This is a genomic window from Acinetobacter tjernbergiae DSM 14971 = CIP 107465 (assembly GCF_000374425.1).
GTDB lineage: Bacteria > Pseudomonadota > Gammaproteobacteria > Pseudomonadales > Moraxellaceae > Acinetobacter > Acinetobacter tjernbergiae.
Genome location: NZ_KB894353.1, coordinates 68,272 through 90,927 on the forward strand (window position 1 = coordinate 68,272; position 22,656 = coordinate 90,927).

Annotated in this window: 16 protein-coding genes, 1 pseudogene and 1 CRISPR repeat array (1 of these 18 only partly in view); of the genes and pseudogenes, 3 read left to right on the plus strand and 14 right to left on the minus strand. The window is 37.2% G+C overall.

The features are described 5' to 3' along the window. A CRISPR array of direct repeats spans positions 1-1,287; the repeat unit is 28 nt; unit sequence TTTCTAAGCTGCCTACATGGCAGTGAAC (it extends 8,525 nt beyond the left edge of the window). Between the two features lie 131 nt (positions 1,288-1,418). The 7 genes from cas6f to C502_RS0100290 form a co-directional block, all read right to left on the minus strand. Then, positions 1,419-2,033, minus strand: coding sequence for a type I-F CRISPR-associated endoribonuclease Cas6/Csy4 (cas6f, locus tag C502_RS0100260; protein ID WP_018676853.1), 615 nt, complete (start codon positions 2,031-2,033; stop codon positions 1,419-1,421). A 3-nt stretch (positions 2,034-2,036) separates the two neighbouring features. Beyond that, a complete protein-coding gene (gene csy3 / locus C502_RS0100265; RefSeq protein WP_018676854.1) occupies positions 2,037-3,050 on the minus strand; it encodes a type I-F CRISPR-associated protein Csy3 in 1,014 nt (337 codons plus the stop codon). Between the two features lie 26 nt (positions 3,051-3,076). Next, positions 3,077-3,964, minus strand: coding sequence for a type I-F CRISPR-associated protein Csy2 (csy2, locus tag C502_RS0100270; RefSeq protein WP_018676855.1), 888 nt, complete (start codon positions 3,962-3,964; stop codon positions 3,077-3,079). After that, positions 3,964-5,199 (minus strand): type I-F CRISPR-associated protein Csy1, encoded by a 1,236-nt coding sequence (gene csy1, locus C502_RS0100275; protein WP_018676856.1) that lies wholly within the window; start codon positions 5,197-5,199, stop codon positions 3,964-3,966. The genes csy2 and csy1 overlap by 1 nt, the downstream gene beginning before the upstream one ends. An 18-nt stretch (positions 5,200-5,217) precedes the next feature. Continuing rightward, the gene (gene cas3f, locus C502_RS0100280) at positions 5,218-8,592 is read right to left on the minus strand and encodes a type I-F CRISPR-associated helicase Cas3f (RefSeq protein ID WP_018676857.1); all 3,375 of its coding nucleotides are present in this window, start codon (positions 8,590-8,592) and stop codon (positions 5,218-5,220) included. Between the two features lie 343 nt (positions 8,593-8,935). Beyond that, positions 8,936-9,883: a type I-F CRISPR-associated endonuclease Cas1f gene (cas1f, locus tag C502_RS0100285; protein ID WP_018676858.1), complete on the minus strand. Its 948-nt coding sequence runs from the start codon at positions 9,881-9,883 to the stop codon at positions 8,936-8,938. 114 nt (positions 9,884-9,997) lie between these two features. Continuing rightward, positions 9,998-10,369, minus strand: a complete 372-nt coding sequence (locus C502_RS0100290; protein ID WP_018676859.1) for a DUF962 domain-containing protein — start codon at positions 10,367-10,369, stop codon at positions 9,998-10,000. A gap of 176 nt (positions 10,370-10,545) precedes the next feature. Here C502_RS0100290 and C502_RS0100295 point away from each other — a divergent pair, with 176 nt between their 5' ends. After that, entirely contained in the window at positions 10,546-11,994 is a 1,449-nt protein-coding gene (locus C502_RS0100295) for a CYTH and CHAD domain-containing protein (protein ID WP_018676860.1), read from the plus strand. Between the two features lie 103 nt (positions 11,995-12,097). Here C502_RS0100295 and C502_RS0100300 read toward each other — a convergent pair whose 3' ends face one another. Next, on the minus strand, positions 12,098-12,730 hold the full coding sequence (locus tag C502_RS0100300; RefSeq protein ID WP_018676861.1) for a hypothetical protein: 633 nt from the start codon (positions 12,728-12,730) through the stop codon (positions 12,098-12,100). 104 nt (positions 12,731-12,834) lie between these two features. Between C502_RS0100300 and C502_RS0100305 the strand changes: the two genes are divergently transcribed. Then, complete coding sequence (locus C502_RS0100305) at positions 12,835-13,221, plus strand: DUF3144 domain-containing protein (RefSeq protein ID WP_018676862.1); 387 nt, start codon at positions 12,835-12,837, stop codon at positions 13,219-13,221. Positions 13,222-13,269: 48 nt separating this feature from the next. On the opposite strand, the gene C502_RS0100310 is transcribed toward C502_RS0100305, so the two are convergent. From C502_RS0100310 to icd, 4 genes are all read right to left on the minus strand, one after another. Then, positions 13,270-16,038: a M16 family metallopeptidase gene (locus C502_RS0100310; protein WP_018676863.1), complete on the minus strand. Its 2,769-nt coding sequence runs from the start codon at positions 16,036-16,038 to the stop codon at positions 13,270-13,272. Between the two features lie 144 nt (positions 16,039-16,182). Next, entirely contained in the window at positions 16,183-17,001 is an 819-nt protein-coding gene (locus tag C502_RS0100315) for a PhzF family phenazine biosynthesis protein (protein ID WP_026315699.1), read from the minus strand. A 242-nt stretch (positions 17,002-17,243) separates the two neighbouring features. Beyond that, the gene (locus tag C502_RS0100320) at positions 17,244-17,753 is read right to left on the minus strand and encodes a hotdog fold domain-containing protein (protein ID WP_026315700.1); all 510 of its coding nucleotides are present in this window, start codon (positions 17,751-17,753) and stop codon (positions 17,244-17,246) included. Positions 17,754-17,911: 158 nt separating this feature from the next. Next, complete coding sequence (icd, locus tag C502_RS0100325) at positions 17,912-19,168, minus strand: NADP-dependent isocitrate dehydrogenase (RefSeq protein ID WP_018676866.1); 1,257 nt, start codon at positions 19,166-19,168, stop codon at positions 17,912-17,914. A gap of 192 nt (positions 19,169-19,360) precedes the next feature. Between icd and C502_RS0100330 the strand changes: the two genes are divergently transcribed. Then, a complete protein-coding gene (locus C502_RS0100330; RefSeq protein ID WP_018676867.1) occupies positions 19,361-20,179 on the plus strand; it encodes an rRNA large subunit pseudouridine synthase E in 819 nt (272 codons plus the stop codon). Positions 20,180-20,406: 227 nt separating this feature from the next. Here C502_RS0100330 and C502_RS19700 read toward each other — a convergent pair. Together C502_RS19700 and C502_RS0100335 are read right to left on the minus strand one after the other, a co-directional pair. After that, positions 20,407-20,524, minus strand: a pseudogene (locus C502_RS19700) (IS5/IS1182 family transposase); the annotation flags it as partial. A gap of 189 nt (positions 20,525-20,713) precedes the next feature. Further along, positions 20,714-22,414 (minus strand): NAD-dependent malic enzyme, encoded by a 1,701-nt coding sequence (locus tag C502_RS0100335; RefSeq protein WP_018676868.1) that lies wholly within the window; start codon positions 22,412-22,414, stop codon positions 20,714-20,716. Positions 22,415-22,656 lie beyond the last annotated feature (242 nt).

Consider the following 22,656-nt stretch of genomic DNA (forward strand, 5'->3'; position numbering starts at 1 on the left):
TTCTAAGCTGCCTACATGGCAGTGAACTCCATAGCAACAGCCAATAACTTTGGTGGTTATTTCTAAGCTGCCTACATGGCAGTGAACGTAAGTAATGCTTTGCCGTATGGCTGCTTATATTTCTAAGCTGCCTACATGGCAGTGAACGGCTATTCAGTTTTAGAAGCGGTCTACGATCATTTCTAAGCTGCCTACATGGCAGTGAACCGCTTGTTAATTCAACAAGCTCAGTCTTAACATTTCTAAGCTGCCTACATGGCAGTGAACGTGCCATAAACGTTATGCCCTTGCATAATTTTTTTCTAAGCTGCCTACATGGCAGTGAACATAAGTTTCAAAGCTTGCTTCGTACTCTTGGCTTTCTAAGCTGCCTACATGGCAGTGAACAATGCGCTGACGAGTTAGAGCAAGCGCTCAAGTTTCTAAGCTGCCTACATGGCAGTGAACTACGGCGTTGGTATTGAACGAGAAGCCCATCGTTTCTAAGCTGCCTACATGGCAGTGAACCATATTCTGTTGAAGAGATATACTTTATACGTTTTCTAAGCTGCCTACATGGCAGTGAACGACTATGAAGCGGAAAAACTTCGGATTGATCATTTCTAAGCTGCCTACATGGCAGTGAACATTTGCTTTCACCATGTCGTCACGCATTTTGATTTCTAAGCTGCCTACATGGCAGTGAACGCTTCAAGGTAGAAATTTGAATATTCTGCAATTTTCTAAGCTGCCTACATGGCAGTGAACATTGTCAAGATGCTGAGAAATTAAAGCTTCAATTTCTAAGCTGCCTACATGGCAGTGAACACACACCACCACGACCATTCTTATCACTCATATTTCTAAGCTGCCTACATGGCAGTGAACATCAATACCACCACGAGTTAAAACCTGAAAATTTTCTAAGCTGCCTACATGGCAGTGAACGGCATTAGAACGATTCAAGCAGGCGGCGGATTTTTCTAAGCTGCCTACATGGCAGTGAACTGTTTCTTTTGAACTTGACAACCTAATCACTTTTTCTAAGCTGCCTACATGGCAGTGAACATGTGCCGCCAAAAGTCAGCTTATCTTGGTCATTTCTAAGCTGCCTACATGGCAGTGAACAAGGCAATCAAAGCACTGGCGGCGGATATGGTTTTCTAAGCTGCCTACATGGCAGTGAACATTTTGATGCGAATTTTAGCCCTACATTGATATTTCTAAGCTGCCTACATGGCAGTGAACATCACTTTCTTTTGTCCAGCCGCGTGTTTTACTTTCTAAGCTGCCTACATGGCAGTGAACTGTAATATTAACACAAAAAATAAAGCTATAACAGTGAGTTAAGCTTTAAATCTAGTAAAAGACCCAAGTTTCAACCCACGTTTATAACTTATTGATTTTATTAAGCTGTTAAAGAGTATAAAAATATTGGGTTAAAATTCGGGTACAGAACTCTGTGAACTTAAACCATAAGTACTAAAAACCTGAGTTTCAGATTTTTCAGCAGATTTCTTTTCAATGAACAACTTAAACCGTCTCTTATCTTGTTCATCAGAAGTGCTTAAACTTTGCAATTGGATATAAGGTAAATCCGTTGTTGTTACAACATTACTATAACGAGCCAATGCTTCATCAAAACCAATATCATCACGCTTCACACGGTGACGAGCCAAACGCTGTGGATTAGTTTTCACCTGTTTACGCCTATAAATGGCATAGCCTGTAATTCTATTTTCAGGGACAGGACGTACACTCGTGATATGTGTGTAATCTAATAAACGATCTAGCCATTTTCGGATATCTAGTTTTTGTAAATCTATTTCAGATATAGCAAAAATACGTAGTTTCCCACCTAAACCAACTTTAGATCTTTTATTTTCCTGCGTTTCATACACATAATCAGGAAAAGAAATTCCTATTGGCACTTGATTGTACTGATCTTTCATTTTCACTAAAGCAAAATGTAACTGCATATAGATTTTTGACCAAAGGAAATAAGGTGAAATCTCAGCTTGATCAATCAAAGTAATTTCTTGGTAATAATCCATTGATTACTCCTTTCCACTTTGACCAAATACTCCACCACGAATTAAAACTGCCATCACATAATGTTCTTGTTCAGTATTAGCCAATGACTCACCTAAAGCGTACTTATCAAATAAATTAAAAAAATCAACTTTATCTTTCGGTGTTCTATACGCTTTTCCAAGATTTGTAACCGCACCATATGGTTCTATCGCAATTGCTGTTTTTTTATCATCAAATTCAGGATACCAAGTATCAATCGTACGCAGTGCATTACCGATTTTTTGAGAATGCATTGCAGCAACATCATTCACTTGATAAAGAATTTTGCTCTTATTGCCTTTTCCTTTATCCAGTACCAATTCTTCACTTGGATAGACTTCTTGCGCTTTACCAACTAAAGCATAAGCTTCAACTTTAATTAACAAATAAGCTGTTTCACCTTTTAAAGCCTGTGCAATTTGGTTTGCTAAATTTTGTACTTTCTCATCAATCTGATCAAAGTCATGCAATGGATATTGCAAAGCATTAAAAGTGACCGCTGGTTGATCATTAATTGTAACAACAACTTCTACTTTTTCAGCTCCAACACGGTTGCGCCATAGAAACCGAGCATTGGCGATATTGAGTGCGTAGCGTTTAGCAAGCTCAGTAAAACCATATTGTTCGATGTAGTTTTTTGCTACAGCTTGATAAGAATTTAAAAATATTTCGTTATTACAAGCAGATGGGTTTTCAACTCCACCGAGTACTTTCAACGTAAATGAAACTTTTAAGGTGTCCTGATTTTCTCCTAAAGCACATGCATCTACAGTTTGTAAATTGGCTTTTTCAACCTCGGCATTCAGTTTTATTGGGTCACCTGCAACGGCAGGTTTTAAACGGTTTGAAATCGTTCCTCGTACAGATTTTGGAATCAATTTTAATGCTGTTTGTTCATTACGATTAATCCAAGTTGTTCCGTAAAAATAACCATCAGATGGAACAAGTTTCTTTTCAAATGCCAGTACACTTGCAATTGCTTTTTCATTTTTAGCCATGAGTTTTTCCTTTTTTCAATATAAAATTAAGTTGTTGTTTGGTTTTGACAAAGGTATAAATTATTTTCTAAATCAACATAATATTTCCATAACAGTTGATCAATATGCTCTATACGATACGGCATCACAAATTCACCTAACGTTAAAACGCTTTCAGCAAATCGATGTGGGGTATTGGCATCACGTTGATTTTTTGCTTGCCCTAATTCGGAAACTCCCTGAAAACCAACAGCAATAGGTACAAGCCAACCTTGAGCTTTACGCTTTGATGTCCATGTCACTTTGCCATCATCATCGAGACTCGAACTATGTGTGACCTTCAAATAATCTAAAACTGCATCTAGTGCATCTTTACCCTCATTCATACTTTCTATAACAAGATCACGGCGCTCAATGATTACGTGTCCAAGCATTAATTTATTTAAGATGGGTCTTAACTCTTTATCTTGATTTTCGTCTTCATCATCAAAATCTATGATCTGATAATCTTTCACTGCTAAAACATCTCCACTTGCAAATTTCATACTGCACACGAGATCAGGAATAAGTTCTAAAAGTCGCTCTCTCTTTTTTATGTTTAGATTTTCAACTTCAATTAAAAGTGAAGCTTCTAAATGACAACGAGCCTCTTCAATAAAAGCAGGACGACTACCATCTTTATCTAAGGGGTTTGCAGTACCTATAATCGAATGAACAAAATCCCCCTGCCCTTTATAGGTTTGCAAATGAAATTCATGACAGCTAATTGCCACTTTAGTTACAGTCACATCACACATTTTAGTTTGTAATTTTCGTTGCAAGGCATGAACTGCACCGAGCCATGCTGTCATTGCAGGAAATCCGATGGTATATGGGCTACTCATTGCATTGGCATTGTGAAGTTTTAAATGAGAAATCAATAAAAAATGACGCATTAAAAAAACTCCTTATCTTCATCTAGTGCTTCAAATACAATACCTTTTAACTCGATAATTTCAGGACTGCCAAATAGCTTAGAACCATAAAAGTCTTCAAAGCTGTCTAAAATCCATTTTGCAGTTCTTCGAGCAATTTCATCTCGCCATTCACTTTCAGTTTCTCTTACATCTAAATATGCATCGTCAAGCCATATTTTTTGCTTTAGAGCTAAGGATTGATAATGCTCCTTTTGGGACCATCCTTTTTCATTTTTACGTATACAAAAGGCAATAAATAAAATATCTCCAACCATTTGACGTAAAATTTTTTTAATTTTTTTACGTGTATGCTGATTATTAATTCCAGTGACATATTTCTGTAAGCTTTCAAATTCACTACCAAATCTTTTCCAATATAGACACTGTTGAAAAAAGTCTTGACTGGGCAATTTAATATTACGGTTTTCAAATTTAGGTGGACAAGTTGATAATAAATAAGCTCGTCCTGCATTTTGACTATTTAAGACACTGACATTTTGCGGTTTTGACCCTCCAAAACCTACTTGTGTAAGATCAAATAGATCACTATATCCATCCTCATAATGTTGTTGTTTTCTTCGGTACTCCCTTGCTTCTTTATTTGATATGTTAAATCTAATTTGATCAATCCTTTTAACGAATTCAGTTATCAATGGTGATGATACAACCAAGGAAAGTAAGTGATAATCAGCTTTATCTACATGATAATAAACCTGTTTAAGTAATCCTGTCGTCCTTGTTTCATTCTTATTAACAAAAATCTTATTCAGATTAGAATATGCTTGATCAAAATCTTGATTCAGATTTTGTACAAATAATTTTGCAGTATCTGTTCCCTCTTCAAATTTCTGCCAAATCGTACATCCATCAGCTAGCTTCAAGGTTAGAAATGAATAAGTTTCTTTTACAATAGTATCTGTAGCTGCATTTCCAAACACATCAAATAATTTACTCAAATTTACATTATTAGATATTAGATATCCATTATTGGAAGACTCTTTGAAAAACAAGATTGGAGTAGATTTCGCATCGGGATGAGTAAATGTGCTCGAGTGCGTAGTCACTGCATATCTAGAATTTTTAATTGCTTTAGCAAACCATAATTCAGGATGATATCTTTCATCAGCTTCAGAAAATTTTCCTTTATTTGAACTCTTGTTTAACCATTCATTTTTTTGGTTGATCAAAAATTTCTTATATTCTTCTTCAATCATTAATATACTACTCCGTTATCATCTATCTAAAACTACAAGTCCAAATTGTTCTGAATAGATAAGTCTTTTATTCTCATCATACTCAGGCAACATAATTTCCCCATAACGTTCTGATAATATTTCTACCTTTTCATCAATATCCTCATTTTCGCTCACTTTATCAAGAGCAAAACGACACAAAATGTCGTAATAATTTCGATTTAACCATAATCTCTGTTGCTCTAATTCATTTAATTGAATGTGATGAATATTATAAAAACCATTACGATCAATATATTTTCCAAGATCATTTTTTACACAAAATGCAAGCTTGTTATTTTTCAACACTGCAAAAAGCTGAATATTAGGTGAACTTTGTCTAAAAGGCGTAAATCGCTGAGGTAAAGCTGTTAAAAACCAGTTTTGAGTCAACCATGCATTGAGTGGTTTTGCTCCAACTTTATTATATGAGGTTAAGGCATCAGCCATAACAGCATGTTCAAGATCAGCCAATTTTTTTTCGGCTTGCAAAGGTTGATTTGCCTTAATACGTGGAATCGCATTAATATTAAAATCAACATTTGAAATATCGAGAAGTTCATTTAAATTTTTGGTCTTTAACTTGAATTTATCATTATTCATTTCAAAACCTGGCTTTTCGAATGCAACCTTCGCCTTTCGTAACCCTTTCAAGTTATATTGCATTAAAGCAATATTGGTTTTTTGAATATCCTGTTCCAATTTCCGATGCCGTAATACACGCCCAGCGAGCTGGATGATAGAGCGATAAGAAGATGGCTCTACAATTGCCCAATCAAAATCATGATCCCGACCAACTTCCTCTACAGGTGTTGCAACTAAGATAAAAACAACATGTTCATGCTCTGTTAAATCTAAATGCTGGCGAATCACATCATTCGAAAATGCAACCGCCTGTTCTCCTACTTTTTCCTTGCGCTTCAAAACCTGATCTAAATGTCGCTCCTGCTCACTACGTAATAGCAAAACTTGGCGACTATGATATGCCATGACACGAGGTGCAATTCCTTGTGACCACTCAGCATTCAATAAATATTGGGTGAGTGCAACGCATGGTGGAATATTCGCTACGCGTACCACACCAAAAGAAACTTTTTTGCCTGTTTTAATATCAATACTGTGATGATTTAAATGCAACTGTTCTGCATTTTGCTTAACCCGTTCAAAATATTGCGACTGCAAACTTTGATCTAAACGTTGTACTTCTTTTTCTGCAACAAGATCAGTGCAATCTATAATATAGGCTTTATGTTTTACGATTTGCTGACTTAACGCAGCTGTACGAAGCTCAATAAATTGATTATGTACATTCTTATATTGCTGTATTGTTTCTGTTGATTGAGTTAAATCAATCATTTGAGTTTTAGTTTTAAATTCATCGACCCACATTGCAGCAATATTCGTATTTTTAAGTTTCTTAAACGCACAATATAACAACCAACCTTGCTGATACGCATTAAAGAAACCCTCAGCTAATGCAGGTGGAATGGTTGCCGAGGAAATCATCACTTTTCGCCCTAACATCCCTGCCAAATGCACCAGTCGAGCAATCGCAATTAAGTCCTGACCGTTAAAATCATCAACTTCATCAATGACTAAATCAGATGAGGAAAGCCTCAAACTCGGTAAAATATATTTCCCGCCACGTTTGGTTTCAGTGGCTACCATCATATGGTCGATGGTACAAGCCAAAACAGGTTTATATAAAAAAGCTTTATTTCGTTGTTCCTGATGCTTTGGAAATAAAGCATTCATAAACTCTGTTTGAGGCATAGCGTCATAATCGAGTTCATTGTCTAACAGTTCTTCTAATGACTCTGAACCTATTTCCTCGATATTTATTTCATTTTTTTGATCATTTTGAATACTTCGATGATGTAATTCCTGAACAACTTTTGAACCAATTAAAACAGCAAGCTCATCATTGCTTAAACCAATATCATGACGATATGAATCACCTGTTTGTAAGGTTAATGTTCTGAGTCCTAAAGCTAAGATATAGCGTAATGATTGCCCATCTTTAGATAGAGCTTGCATAATTTTAGCATTGGCAATTGTTTTACCCTTACCCGTACTCGCCATATTGACAATGAACCAACCTTGTTTCTCTATCCCTTCATTTTTTTGAATAAATTGCTGTATCCCTTTTACTGCCTGATCTTGCCATTCAAAACCTTGCGGACTTTTCTTTTTTAATTTTTGAATATCATAAGCAGGCTCCATGTCATCGGCTAAGCGACTTAAAGATTGAGCGACTCGCATCGCATTGTCACTAACGCGTACTAAATGCTCATCTAAAAATTGTTTAGCTTGTTTCGTTTTTGGGTCAGTATTTGCAACGAGTGATAAGCTGGTTTTCCACGTTTTATCCGCCTCACAAGATGAATAATAGTGATCACCTAACATAAGACACAATCTGGCATGATGTAAAATCACTCGCCAACTACCATCTGTAAATATCTGTTGAGATGCTTGAGACTCCTGTAATAAACGTGTTGACCATTTTTTAATTTGTTTGTTCCATTCAGATGACTGAGTCAACAAACCTTGTTTAAACTCAAAGCACAATTTAAGGCGTTGTTGGTATTCTTTTTCCTCAAATTTATTTTGGTAACCCCAATCTGCTTTGATCAATTCAAATAAATTATTTATATATGAAACATCTTCACTGCCATATTTCTTATATTCTTCTTCACTTTTTAAATTGGGTAAACGATGGTGTGACACGATCAACCATGCAACCAACTGTGCTAAAGGTGGAAGTTGATCTAAAACTTTAGATTGGTCTGAGTTTTTTACAATCGTTTGTTTGAGTATTTCTTCATTCCAGCTTTGACTGATAAATAAATTGAGCCATGCTTCATCAGTTTCAATATCGCCCGATGATTGAACCAATGCATTGAGCAAAAGACAAGAAATCCATTCATGCCGTAAAGGATCACCTTTGGATTGGTTATTTTTACTGAGGAGTTTCTGCTGAAATAAAACCGTTGCTTTGCCCCAATCGTGAAGTAACGCGGACACGGCAACCAACGCTTTAATCAGAGGTAAATAATGCCAGTCATTTTCCCATTTATTTTGATCTAATTTTTTCTTCGTGGTATTCACAGGCACAATCCCCTGCGTATTAAACTTATTCCGATTTCCAACGACCCACAGCAACTCACTTCTACGGCGACCACGAATCCAGTGGCAACTGACCGCCGTACTTTTAGTAACAGTCTTTCTCAACAATTTTTTAACAGCAATCAAACCATCTTCGGTAATGACTGTTTGCCATGTATTGTCACCAATTCGATCCGCAAAAGCATCGAGTACACGGCGAGTTCGAGGAATCGCTTTCTTTTCACACTGAGAGATAAAGGTGACGATCATAATAACGCCCCTAGTACCGCTTTAAGTATTAGAAGAGGTTTGCAACCTAAAGATTGCAAACCTCTGAGCTGCCTATGCGGCAGTAAAAGTGATCTATCAAAGATAAATCTATTATTTTCTAAGCTACTTATGCAGTGATAAGCAGAATACATTATATTCATAATTACTCTTTAAGTATGAGATCAATGTTTAATTCCGAATGAAAAGAAATAGGAACACTAATAGGGTGAACAACCGAGAATAAAATTAGAAACACGATACTTTTACGATGCATAACAATTACTCCAATAACGATATAGAGCAAAATATCACCAACAAATAAAAATATCAATCCATAATATATTTATCTTTTATAACTTAAACTTTGATTCTTCACCTGATCAAACATCCAATCCAAACAGCGATATTCAGTAAACTTTTGCAATAGCTGTTGACGGAACTCTTGCTCACTCATACCCTCTTTGGCACAAATAAATGCCCAAGGTAAAACTACAGCATCCTTAATTAAATCAGCCACATCAAACACCAAAGCACCACGTCGAGTTTTACCGTGCATCACAGCAAATGAATGAGAAATGCCTAATACCCAAAGCGTGGTTGCAGCTAAACCATAGGCGAGATAATTACCATGATTCAAAAAATCATTGGCTAAATCCCCCTGCTCAGGATTGCGTTCAAAACTGAGTTTGCAACGTGTTGCCGCAATTTTATAAAGTTGCTTGGTCATTTGTGCTTCAGCAAGCAACAAATCACCGACTTTGCTTTGATGTGGAATTTTCTTTTCAAATCCTGTTAACGCTTGGATGATATCTTGGTCATCCAGATAAAATCCTTCGGCTTGTAAATCCCGATCTTTAGCCCAAACTTTACGGATAAATTCGATACGCGCGAACTGAAATTGTTTTGCGACCTCTAAACGTTTCGCCTCATCAAACCAAAAGCTCATCCACCCCTGCATGTACTCCGTGGGGCGATATTCACTTTGTGGCATCATCCATTCAATTTCGCTCCCCATAAATAAAGGCGTTCCGCCGCCACCTGTAAAACCGACCAACACCCCTGCACTAGCGAGCATCCGCATGGCAGCTTGGGTAATGGATGTGCCTGTACCCAATAAAATGACCGTGGTATTGGCGATTGGAATATTCCAATATTGGTTTTCATTTTTGGCTTCTGTGAGATATAAAACTCGACCATCTTTTTGCATGACACGTGCATGTTCAAGGTAATAAAGATTGGCACGCTTAGAATGTAAAATTGCTTTTAAATCGGAAGGATTAAGTTGTTCCATTGTTATGATTTCTCTTATTTTTTCTTATATTACTTGAACACTTGGTAATAAAAAAGCTGCCGAAGCAGCTTTGCGACAGTAAATGTCGTTTATCATATTAAATAAAAATATGTTTTAAGAATCAATTTTATCCAATTGACGATCAACCAAACTTAATCGCCCACGCGCAACATCTGACAACATCCGCCAGTCAGAAACAAAGCTATAAAATGGCTGTTTAAAGCTAGCAGGTTTATTGTGTTCAAAGAAGAAATGCCCCACCCAAGCGCAGGCATAGCCTGACACTAAGCCATAAGCGAAGTATTTTGCCTTGCGCTGACGAATTGCTTTACTAAAGAAATATAAGCCAATAGAACTGCCTGCGACATGCAATCGGCGGCTCGTAATACTACGATGCTCTGTCAGGTAGAAATAATAGAATTCATTATAATTTTTAATCGGTAATGAAAATTCCACTGGCTTGGTTATATTGGCTGGTGCATTCATTTCTTGATCATCCTAATCGTGCAAGATTGTTCACACGTTAATTCATTTTTTGCACAAAATAAAGTCATTAGGTGTCATCGTATCCAGACTTAAAACAACTTTACAATCATTCTTGAGATCAACCCGTTATACTCATTTTATATTTATCATTCTTTGCACTCAGGAGTCATAACATCATGGAAATAGAGCTTAAATTTCAACTTCCTGAATCTAAGAAAAAAACGGTTTTACAAACACTGAATAAGCAAAAAGCGCAAAAAATTCAGCTCCAAGCCAAATATTATGATACCGCTGACCGCTTACTTGCCAAAAATTATGTCGCTATCCGTTTACGCCAAGAAGGTGAACACTGGGTACAAACCTTTAAAGCCGCCAGTAAAAACCATCTACAACGCATTGAAGAAGATATTTATCTGGGTAAATGTGAACAAGAACCCGAACTCGATCTATCACTTTATCAGCACAACCGAACCGTTCAAACAGTGCTACATGAAATTTTAGGTGATACGCCTGCTGAACTACAATTACAGTTTCAAACCAATGTACAACGAAGTTTCCATGTGTTTGAGTTTGAAGGCTCACAGATCGAAGTTTGTTTAGATAATGGTGAAATTCGTACCCCAACCAATCAAGCCAAAATCTGTGAAGTCGAATTTGAACTCAAACAAGGTGCAGCACAAGACTTAATTAATTTTGCCAAGACATGGGTAGATAAATATCAATTATGGCTTGATGTGCGTAGTAAAGCGGAACGGGGTAATTTACTGGCGGTTGGCAAATGTGTTTCTCCTGCGACCAAAGCCAAAATGCTAAATTTAGAATCTGACATTAGCGCTGAACAAGCAGTTAAATTGATCGTCGAAAATACCTTAAACCAGATATTGCCAAATGCTGCCGCAATCGCAGATGGTGTCGCTGAAGCCGATCATATTCATCAAGCGCGTGTCGGTTTACGTCGCTTACGCTCTGCTTTAAAACATTTTTCAAATTGGTCAGCACAGATTGACCCAACTTGGGAAAATGAATTGGCAGAACTTTTTAGGGCTTTAGGACAATCACGTGATCGTGATGCGATTCAGGATTCCGTGATTCCACTAATCAAACAAAGCTGTGATTTTGAATTTCCTCTTAGTGCTGAAATAGATTCCAATATCGCTAAGCTTTTCAGTGCAGCTAAAACAACACAGCTATTCTTATCATTATTTAGTTTTATATATTGTGGTGATGAGTCGAAATTAAAATTATCTAAACAAGTGACTAAAAGTTTGAGCAAGCTTTTTCATAAAATTTTAATGGACGCGACTCAGTTTTCTACACTTACAGTTAAACAACAACATCGTACTCGTAAGCGTATCAAGCAATTGCGTTATTGCATCGACTTTATTTCTGGGCTTTATCCTGAAAAAGAGGTTCAGCAATTTCTAAATAAACTAGAACCAATCCAAGAATATTTAGGTTTTTATAATGATCTATTTGTGGCTGAGCAGATTTTTGAAAAACAGGCAGCAGAACAATCACAATTTTTATTTGCTTTAGGTTGGGTTAAGGCACAACAGCCTCATGTCGCAAAGAAAGCAGATAAAAAGTTACAGCATTTATCGGCTAAAGATATTTTTTGGAAGTAGTAATCGCCCCCAAACCTGAATATTGATCAGTATAAATCTCCCCTAACCCCTCTTTGAAAAAGAGGGGAATGAAAAGCTACACTTCACAAAAAATTATCAAATCTTACCGATATTTCCCAAAAATCTTCCATATCCCATTATCTGCAATCGGATCACTATAACTATCATTACGCTGCTTACGTGGCTTATCCCGTGCATCCACCAATTTAAAATGTGGCTCAACACTTAAAATCATACCATTCATATAAAAACGGGTGCGTGTATACTCAGTTTGCCCATGCTGAAATACATAAGTCCGTAAATCAATAAACTCACGATGTGCCACTAACGCCGCAGTATCATCACTCCCCAACCATTCCTGCATCGCAAAAATCTGATCGGTCTCAAATTGCCCACATTTTTCGAGCAAAGCCGCCACGCCACGAAAAGTCTTAGATTCTTTAGCCCGTGTTTTATTAATTCGAATACGATCGACATGAAAGAAAAACAGTGGCAGATTTAAATGGCTCGGTAAATGAATGGCATCCACCACGCCATCCTCCATAAAGGGCTGACAGAGTTGCTGTGCCCTTTCAATCAAAGGTTGCCATTGTCGGTAATATTTATCAACCTCGTCCTTTAAACCATAATAAATCGGCAAGCCTTCGACATACTCTAAATATTGTGGTGGATGAATATGTTGGCGTAGTAAGGCAATATCCGTTTTAAGACTTTGAATTGCAATCGCATCTTGCATAGTGATTATTCTAATTACTTAGGCTATTTTAGATTAAGCCAAAGGTTTAGTTTCGACAAGGCTTTGTCTATAATATTGTGTCTTATTTGTTGTTGGGAAAAATCATGTCTCAAAAAATTAATGCCACTGATGTGACAGAAGAAGAAGCTTTAAATGCAGTATTTTTTGAGCGTGCGGATGAATTTATCAAACAAGCCAATGAGTTTTGCCGCCCACAAAAAGGGCAACAACCGAAGCCAGAAGATTTACGTGCGCAAGTGAGTGCTGCGATGTTATTTGGCACAGCTCGCTTTAATACGTGGGTCGCAGCCAATAACTTTAAAGATGGCAATGAAATGCGTGATGCCAAAGAGCAAGTCATGTCTTATCTGCTGCAACAATTCCAAATGATGTTAGAAGATAATTTTGACGAATATTGCGAGCAGTTTGAGAATTACTTACGCTTCCGTAAAAATGAAGATTTTCATACGCACAAACACGATCACGAATGATTTAAGTTCAAAAAGAAAGCCACCTAAGAGTGGCTTTCTTTTGATCTGCTATTTTAAGTCTTGGGCTTTACCATATTGGTCAGCCATCACCTCAACAAACTGATCTAGCTTGATATATTTCTTAATCACAGCATCCACATCTGCCTTGGTCAGTTTTGCAAGCGCTTGATCTCGCTCAGCACGATCCATCAAGGTTTTATTACGCTCTAACTGTCCTGTAAGCATTTTATGAATATTTCGTTCATCTTCTAATGAAGTCACGCGCTTCTTCATAATATCTGCTTTAGCCGCTTCCACTTCCTGCTCAGTTACCCCTTTACTCAATAAATCGGTCAATACCTTATGAACAGATTGCGATACCTGATCAGAACGACCCGCTGTATAGTTCGCTGTAATACTAATCGACCCACTTTCGGTGTCTGAATCTAGATCAAGATCACTCCCAAAACCATAAACAAGCGCATTTTTCTCACGTAATTCCTGAGCCAAACGAGAAGATAACTGCGAGTTACCCATAATATGACTGAGGAGAATCAAGGCAGGTGCATCCTGATGGTAAGCACCTACAGGAATGGTTAGAATACTTTGATAGCTACCAAACTCACGTTGCTCGGATAAAGCATGTACTTTTTCTGCTTTGAATTGAACATACGGCGATGTAATTTTTTGGTATGGGTGTTTGGTTTTCCACTGTCCAAATGCTTTCTGTAGGGTGCTTTGCATTTTCTTCGGATCGAAATCACCTGTTACTGCGATTTGCGCATGATTAGTGACAAAGAATTGATCATAGAATTGCTTAACCTGTGCTTGTGTCGCTTCATTTAACTGCTTTTTGGCAAATTCAGGTTCAAAGTGATAACGCAAATCACCTGGTTGATAGGTTTCAAGTAATCGAGCCAAGGTCATTGAGGCAACAATCGCAGGTTCAGTATACGGTCGATCTAATGCAGATAAGCTTTGATTTTTCGCTAAATCAAATTCTGATTGTGCAAATTTAGGCTGCTTCATGACATCAATAATAAAGTTTAAGAAATCTTCAAATTTGTCTTTTTTTGCCTGAATCCCAATCGTCAAACCATTACCATTTGAAGTGATAGATGCTCCACCACTTGCTGCAATCGCTTTATCTGTAATTTCTTGCAATGTATGTTTTTCAGAACCACGCAGCATCAAATAACTGGTTAAATCTAAGGTCACCCCTTTGCCAAACAGTGATTTCTCCGTACCAAAATCTAGGCTAATGGTGGCATAGGTTTTGTCATCACGTGTTGTGGTTGGAAATAAAGCATAGCGAATACCATTCTTTAACTCACCACGTTGGATTTTTTGCTCATGTTTCTGTAGCTGCTGCGCAGACTGTGCAACAAACTGAGTAACTTCTTGTTGATAAATAGCAACATCTTTCAAAGGTTCAGGTTTTTCGGCACTTTGATCTAAGGTTTTAGGTTTATCTTGTGCCTTGAGTGTCATCGCTTTCTTTTGATCTTCAGGCGTAGGTAGAATATCTCCCGAAATACGATGAGATGACACTAGAAACTGTTTTAATGTTTGATTTGCATCATTCAATTTTAAATCTTGAATGGCTTGTAAATCTTTGAAGTACTGATCCCATTGCCCATGTGAAGACACTGCATAATCACTGAGACGAGAACCCAAAGCAGCGGCATCATTTGCAATCGTATCAGCGGTATTTTGAGTAATGGTTTTAATACGTTGTAATTCTGCATCTGTAAATGCTTGGCTATTCTCGACACCTTCAATCAAAGCGTCATCGACTTTCTTCGCATCATGATTCGGCGCATAAATAGCGCCCATAAAGACCAAATTAAAATCTTGGTCTAACCATGTTGTCGATTGAACAGCCGTACTCACCCCCGTTTCCACCATGCTCTTATACAGCGTACCACTAGGCTGCATGGTATAAAGTGCTGGCGCAAGTGCCAAAGCTGGCTGTAGTTGTGTATTTTTCCCATTCATATAGATGTGGAATTTAGCGAGGTCGCTGCCCTTTTGTACCGTGAATTTACGCTGCTCAATCTTACTTGAATCTAAGACTGGAACTTGAACAGGCGCAGGCACAGTACGTGCAGGAATCGGACTAAAATATTGATCAATTTTATTCAGTACTTCTGCTTTATCAAATTTACCCGAAATCACCATCACAGCATTATTGGGCGCATACCATGTTCTATAAAACTGATTGAGCTCATTCATCTTGATGGATTTTAATTCTGGTAAATCCCCAATCGGCAATCGACCTAAATATTGATTGCCATAGGCAGCTTTCCACATTTGGTCCATCAATACTGCAAACGGTTGATCCATTCGGATCTCACGTTCACGTTTTACAATTTCAATTTCAGAAGGGACAAATTTTTCTTGTAACACCAATTTATCCATACGCTCAGATTCGAGGTATAAAATTTCATTCAGTGCATTTTTTTCAGGACGAACAATATTTAAATATTTGGTTGAATAATAATCGGTACTCGCATTGGTCATCAACGTGAATTGATCCAAGCGACGCTGAAATTCATCACCTTTGACATTTTGTGTACCTTTAAAAGCCAAATGTTCGAGTAAATGAGCAAGACCACCTTTCCCTTTAGGATCATTCAGTGAGCCTGTTAAGTACACCGTATTGACATAAACTTTGTTTTCTTTATCGTTTGGCGCAAGGATAACTCTGAAACCATTATCTAATTTGTATTCTTCAATATTTTTTTCACTTTTTACGAGTACTGTCTGAGACCAAGACGTTGCACTCAACCCAATCAAACAAAGTGAGAGCGTAAGCTGCTTAAACCGCATTAACATAGATTATCCAAGTTTTTTTGGTGATTTAAATAAAAACAACAAGCTATACTAGATAATGGTTTAAATTTTTAATAGTTATGTTTTGAAAAAAGCTGTGTATTTAAACAGCTTTTTTCTATGTTTTTATAGCGGTTTAGTTACAATTTAAATTTCAAGTTCAGCTTGCATATATAGTTTTGCATAACCTGAGATTTCAATGCGTTGTTCAGACTCAATCACACAGTCTAAAATCCCACCTCGAACTGATGCCTGATAAGCAACAAGTTCGGTTCGATCAAGTTTTTCAGCCCACAATGGAGCAATCGCAGTATGAATCGAACCCGTGACAGGGTCTTCATTAATCCCAATTGCAGGGGCAAAATAACGAGATACACAATCAAACTGACCTTCTCCTCTCGCTGTAATAGCAACATCAGGTTGAGAGGCTGTAATCGCAGTACGTCGTTTCCCTAATTGTTTTAATTTTTCAAAATTAGGTTGTTCATTTAAGACATCATCTACTGTTTCATATTCAACAATATAAGCCTGCTCATTCAGATAAACCGCTTTAAATGGCTTGGTTAAACCATCCCGCAGTTCCTGAGGATATTCAGACACAAGTTCAGCTTTTCGAATAGGAAAATTCATCTTAATCTTGCCATCTACCGCTTGGCTAACCACAAAAATTCCCAAATCGCGCACATGGAATTGAATGGTTTTTGCCATCGTAAAATCTTTAAATAAAATGAAGGCACTCGCTAGCGTGGCATGTCCACAAAATGCAACTTCATCTGTTGGTGAAAACCAACGAATTTCATAATTTCCATCATCTATTGTCTTAACAAAAGCTGTCTCGGAAAGGTTATTTTCTAATGCGATATTTTGCATTAAGTTTTCATCTAACCATTGCTCTGTAACAATGACAGCCGCAGGATTACCTTTAAATAGTTCTTGGGTAAAAGCATCAACTTGATACATCTTCATGACATGAGACTCTAAATATTTTTCAGCCATTTTGAACTTTTGGTCTATCAATGGTAGATACAGATTTTTCTAAATTTACGATACACAGCATAATACTCGCAAATTTCTTCTCAATTTAGCTCAAATCACTATCATCAATTATTTGTTTATATTCTCATTAAAACCATAACTGAAACTCGTTTAAGTTCAAGCAACTATAACGCACATGATATTTCTCAATGAATGAATGTTTAAAATCTATCTTATTTTTTTTCTGTTACCCAAAGCGTGATAATGCCTTGAACAACAACGACTCCATCTTCACGCAACGCCTGCACATTGACATGCAAATCTCCAGTTTTCCAATCTCCTTCAACGACCGCTTTCAATTGAATGTCCGTATTCGCTTTAGCTAAATAATCAACTTGCATACCTTTGGGTAACCATCTGAGATGTGCTGGTACTGAAGCTTCTGCAAGAACACCCATGACATATTCCAATCCATTACAAATTGCAATCACATGAACTGTACCAATATGATTTTCTACACTTTTATTTTTTGACATTCTCGCTTCGCAATAATTGCGTTCAAGTTTACGAATGATGGGATTAACCGTTTGAAAGTAAGGTGCTTTGCGACTCACAATTTTTGAAAGTATGGTTAATCCACCAGGAATATTTTTCAACTTAGCGTAAGCACTTAATACATAGTTTCCTTGCGGACTTATGCTTTTCTTTAAATCTTGAACGAGGGTATTAAATAAATTAGACATTTTACAATTGATCTGTATCAGTTTTAAACGAGTAAACATATTGAAATCTATGTGACCTACTTTTACAAAGATGTTATCTGAATATTCAGTTCATTCATTTTTCAAAAAATAAAAAAAGGAGTAGTCAAAACTACTCCTTTAAAAACAATAAAAATGACTCAATCGCCCATATGTTCAATGATCGCTTGACCAAATTCAGAACAACGTAACAAGGTTGCATTCGTCATTAAACGCTCAAAATCATAAGTGACCGTTTTCGCTTCGATAGCACCAGAAATACCTTTGATAATCAGATCAGCAGCTTCTGTCCACTCCATATCACGCAACATCATCTCGGCAGACAGGATAATCGAACCAGGATTGACTTTATCTTGCCCTGCATATTTGGGTGCAGTTCCATGAGTCGCTTCATAGACCGCAATTGCACCACCAATATTGGCGCCTGGTGCAATACCGATTCCACCGACTTCAGCAGCAAGTGCATCAGAAATATAGTCACCATTTAAGTTCAATGTGGCAATAACTGAATAATCGACAGGACGCATTAGAATCTGTTGCAAGAAGGCATCGGCAATTACATCTTTAATGATGATGTCTTTCCCATTTTTCGGGTTTTTGATTTTTACCCATGGTCCACCATCGAGTAACTCACCACCAAAACGCTCAATCGCAAGTTCATAGCCCCACTCTTTGAACGCACCTTCGGTGTATTTCATAATATTGCCTTTGTGAACCAAGGTCACAGAAGGTTTATCATTATCAATCGCAAACTGAATGGCTTTGCGCACGAGACGCTGTGTACCTTCTTTTGATACAGGCTTAATCCCAATACCACATCCTTCAGAGAAACGAATCTTAGTCACACCCATTTCTTCTTTTAGAAATTTAATGACTTTTTTAGCTTCTTCTGAGTCTGCTTTCCACTCAATCCCTGCATAAATATCTTCTGAGTTTTCACGGAAGATCACCATATCCGTTGATTCAGGGTGTCGAACAGGTGAAGGAACACCTTTAAACCAACGTACTGGACGCACACAGACATATAAATCAAGTTCTTGGCGTAATGCAACGTTCAAAGAACGAATACCACCACCAACAGGTGTGGTTAAAGGCCCTTTAATGGAAACAATAAACTCACGTAGAGCGTCAAAAGTTTCTTCTGGCATATAACTGCCATAAATTTTGTCTGCTTTTTCACCACAATAGACTTCCATCCATTCAATTGAACGTTTGCCACCGTAAGCTTTTAATACCGCAGCATCTACTACTGCTTTCATAGCTGGTGTAATATCCACACCAATACCATCACCTTCAATAAAAGGGATGATTGGATGATTTGGAACATTCAGTGACAGGTCTGCATTTACTGTGATTTTGTCACCATCTGCAGGAACCACGATCTTCTGATAACCCATTTTGCAGGTTCTCCCTCATGTATTTAGCGATTATCACTATGCCTTCTATGGCATACTTTCGTTTTTATTGCATGAAACAGTTTAGTTCAAAACAGGTTTTTTTGAGATTTATACGGGAAATAACAACATTTTCCGATTAAATAAAAGCCTTTATTGTTATGATGCCGCCCATAGCCAAAGCAGTATACTCATATGAAAATAGTTGTATTCAACAAACCTTTTGACGTTTTGTCACAGTTCCGTGAGGATGAAACACATTTAACTGTTTCACACTTTATTAAAGACCCTGAACTTCGTATCGCAGGTCGCTTAGATCTAGATTCCGAGGGCTTAATGTTTCTTACCGATCATGGAGGGTTAAATCAATATATTACCCACCCAGAGAATAAGAAATATAAGACTTATCTTGCTCAAGTTGATGGCGATGTTACAGAAGAAGCCATTGAACGACTACAAAAAGGCGTTGAACTCGCCGATGGTATGACTTTACCTGCCAAAGCACGTAAAGTAGATCAGCCAGAGTGGTTATGGGAACGTACGCCACCTGTACGTTTTCGTGCCAATATTCCAACCACTTGGATCGAACTACAAATCTGTGAAGGACGTAACCGCCAAGTTCGCCGCATGACAGCTGCCGTTGGTTTTCCAACTTTACGTTTGATCCGTACTCAAATTGGTTCGATTGATGTCGTTAAACTTGGTTTAAAACCTGGTGAACAAATCGAAATTGAACCGTTGCTTTATCCTGACTTTAAGGATGTACCTGCGGATAAACCGTATGAAGGACGTTCTTTTGCGAAAAAATCGCACAATAAGCCGCATTTCTCTCGTGCAAAAGATAAAGCGCGTGAAGAAAAAGGCGAAACGCCTTTTAAAGGGAAGAAAAAAGCAGGTGGTGGCACAACTCGTATTTGGCAAACTGAAGATACGGATAAGCCACGCCGTAAAACCAATGGTACGACTCGTCCAAATACCAAAGCACCTCGTGGCCGTAACCGCAATGGTCGTTAAGATTTAGTAATATAATCAAAGCTCACGTAAGTGGGCTTACATATTTGGAACTGTAATTTTAAACTATTATTTTTTGGGTCTGTAATGAATCATCACAAAACTAACCTACTATAACCCTTAAATATCTCGATTAACTTACTTGTACTTAGATCATCAATTATTCTTTTTTAATATTGGATTTAAATTGTCAAAATTTAGTGGTAAATTTCCCTATAGAGAACCTGTTCTAATCGATAAAGAATAGCTTCAATATAATTTCTAAAATTTTGTTTGAGATAAATATCAAAATTACGAGTATCACTGCGTAAGGTTCTAATGTTGATCATTTAGTGTTGTAGGAAGCATTCAAATAGTAAATTTGGTTTAGCGATTAAATTTTAATTACTATCTTTTATACAGAAAATATCAAGAGCCCCTAATACCGAATATTTGTTAGCTAAGACTCAATATGTTTAGAGTTCTATCAAAGTTTTTTGACCACTTAATAAATTAAAAAACTCTAAACATATCAAAGTATTGAAATATATAACTCTATTAAAAAGTCACACGAGAATAATGACGATACTCAGGTGTCCAAAAATTATCATCAATTACTGTTTTAAGAACATCATTACTCATCGGCATTGCTAGACCTTCTGCCATAGCCGCTTTTGCAACTTTAAAAGCAATAAATTTAGAAACTTGCTGAATATCATTAATATTTGGCAATAGTTCAGCTGCTGGGTTTTTTAAGCGTGGCGAACAGTCTGCTAAAGCTGTACTTGCAGCCATCAACATTGAGTCACTAATATGGCTTGCACCACATGCAATTACGCCTAATCCAATACCTGGGAAAATATATGAGTTATTGCATTGTGCAATTGAATAACTTTTTCCTTGGAAATAAACAGGGGCAAAAGGGCTACCTGTAGCAACAATCGCTGTTCCTTGTGTCCATTCAATAATATCTTTAGGCTGCGCTTCGACCTGTGAAGTTGGGTTAGAAAGTGGTAAAACAATCGGATGTTTATAATATTTTGCTAAGGTCTTAATCACCTCTTCACTAAATAATCCAGCCTGCCCTGATACACCAATTAAAATACTTGGTTTAGCATTTTTAACCACATCTAAGAGTGCAATATTTTCACCTGTATATTCCCAAGTACTGATCACACTTGTAGGTGTTGCCAGTTTTTGCTGGAAATCGAGTAAGTTTGGCTGTTGATCTGTCATTAAGCCAAAACGATCCACCATAAAGATACGTGAACGCGCTTCATGATCACTCAGCCCCTCGTCCATCATTTGTCTAACAATATGTTCTGCGATACCACATCCTGCTGAACCAGCACCAACAAAAGTTATAGTTTGGTCTTTAAGTTGTTTACCTAGTGCTCTAGATGCAGCAATTAAACTAGCAACTGTAACTGCTGCAGTTCCTTGTATGTCATCATTAAAGCAGCAAATTTTATCTCGATACTGAGTTAATAATGGCATTGCATTTGTTTGTGCAAAATCTTCGAATTGAATTAAGACATCAGGCCAACGTTGACGAATTGCAGAGATAATTTGCTCAACGAACTGATAATACTGTTCACCTCTGATACGTGGTTGTTTCCAACCCATATAAATTGGATCATCTAATAATGCTTGATTGTTGGTACCAACATCAATGGTAATAGGTAATGTATAAGCAGGACTAATCCCTCCACAAGCTGTATAGAGAGATAGTTTTCCAATTGGGATTCCCATCCCACCAATCCCTTGATCGCCTAAACCTAGGATGCGTTCCCCATCTGTAATGACAATGACTTTGACATTTTTCTTATTCACATTATGAATAATCTGATCAATGTATTGGCGTTCGCCATAGGAGATAAAAATTCCGCGATGGCGGCGATAAATATCCGAGAAACGCTGACATGCTTCCCCTACCGTTGGGGTATAAATAATCGGTAGCATTTCATCTAAATGCTGACTCAATAAATTATAAAAAAGTGTTTCATTTGTGTCTTGAATATTTCTTAAATAAATATGTTTATTCAAGTCGCTATCAAATGAAAGGTACTGTTGATATGAGCGTTGGGTCTGCTCTTCGATGTTTTCAATATTGTTTGGTATGAGACCATGCAAGTTAAATTTTTCGCGCTCCTCTTCCGAAAAAGCAGAACCTTTATTTAACAATGGTAACTCTAAAAGAGCATTCCCAGCGTAAGGAATATATAAAGGTTTTTTGATTTTACTAGGGGTCGCAGGCATACCTTACTCTTCAGATTATTGATCAACACTATACAAATTTCGTTGCTTAAACTCTTATAAAAAGAACTTTGGCTTGGCGAATAATTTACACCAATCCCTGCCAGAAACCGAATAATATAGCTGTATGTGAACTCAATCATTATTTAGAAAATAAATAGTACTCCAAACTTACACGCCATTTTATTGCGGATTTGGAGTGGATTTGTCATTTTTCAATCTTTGACTTTTGGATTTTTGAAGCG

Coding starts and splice junctions, on each gene's coding strand:
- cas3f (WP_018676857.1), bottom strand. CDS start 8,592: ATGATCGTCACCTTTATCTCTCAGTGTGAAAAGAAAGCGATTCCTCGA.
- csy1 (WP_018676856.1), bottom strand. CDS start 5,199: ATGATTGAAGAAGAATATAAGAAATTTTTGATCAACCAAAAAAATGAA.
- C502_RS0100330 (WP_018676867.1), top strand. CDS start 19,361: ATGAAAATAGTTGTATTCAACAAACCTTTTGACGTTTTGTCACAGTTC.
- C502_RS0100290 (WP_018676859.1), bottom strand. CDS start 10,369: ATGAATGCACCAGCCAATATAACCAAGCCAGTGGAATTTTCATTACCG.
- C502_RS0100310 (WP_018676863.1), bottom strand. CDS start 16,038: ATGTTAATGCGGTTTAAGCAGCTTACGCTCTCACTTTGTTTGATTGGG.
- C502_RS0100300 (WP_018676861.1), bottom strand. CDS start 12,730: ATGCAAGATGCGATTGCAATTCAAAGTCTTAAAACGGATATTGCCTTA.
- C502_RS0100305 (WP_018676862.1), top strand. CDS start 12,835: ATGTCTCAAAAAATTAATGCCACTGATGTGACAGAAGAAGAAGCTTTA.
- C502_RS0100295 (WP_018676860.1), top strand. CDS start 10,546: ATGGAAATAGAGCTTAAATTTCAACTTCCTGAATCTAAGAAAAAAACG.
- C502_RS0100320 (WP_026315700.1), bottom strand. CDS start 17,753: ATGTCTAATTTATTTAATACCCTCGTTCAAGATTTAAAGAAAAGCATA.
- cas6f (WP_018676853.1), bottom strand. CDS start 2,033: ATGGATTATTACCAAGAAATTACTTTGATTGATCAAGCTGAGATTTCA.
- icd (WP_018676866.1), bottom strand. CDS start 19,168: ATGGGTTATCAGAAGATCGTGGTTCCTGCAGATGGTGACAAAATCACA.
- C502_RS0100335 (WP_018676868.1), bottom strand. CDS start 22,414: ATGCCTGCGACCCCTAGTAAAATCAAAAAACCTTTATATATTCCTTAC.
- csy2 (WP_018676855.1), bottom strand. CDS start 3,964: ATGCGTCATTTTTTATTGATTTCTCATTTAAAACTTCACAATGCCAAT.
- cas1f (WP_018676858.1), bottom strand. CDS start 9,883: ATGGAACAACTTAATCCTTCCGATTTAAAAGCAATTTTACATTCTAAG.
- C502_RS0100315 (WP_026315699.1), bottom strand. CDS start 17,001: ATGAAGATGTATCAAGTTGATGCTTTTACCCAAGAACTATTTAAAGGT.
- csy3 (WP_018676854.1), bottom strand. CDS start 3,050: ATGGCTAAAAATGAAAAAGCAATTGCAAGTGTACTGGCATTTGAAAAG.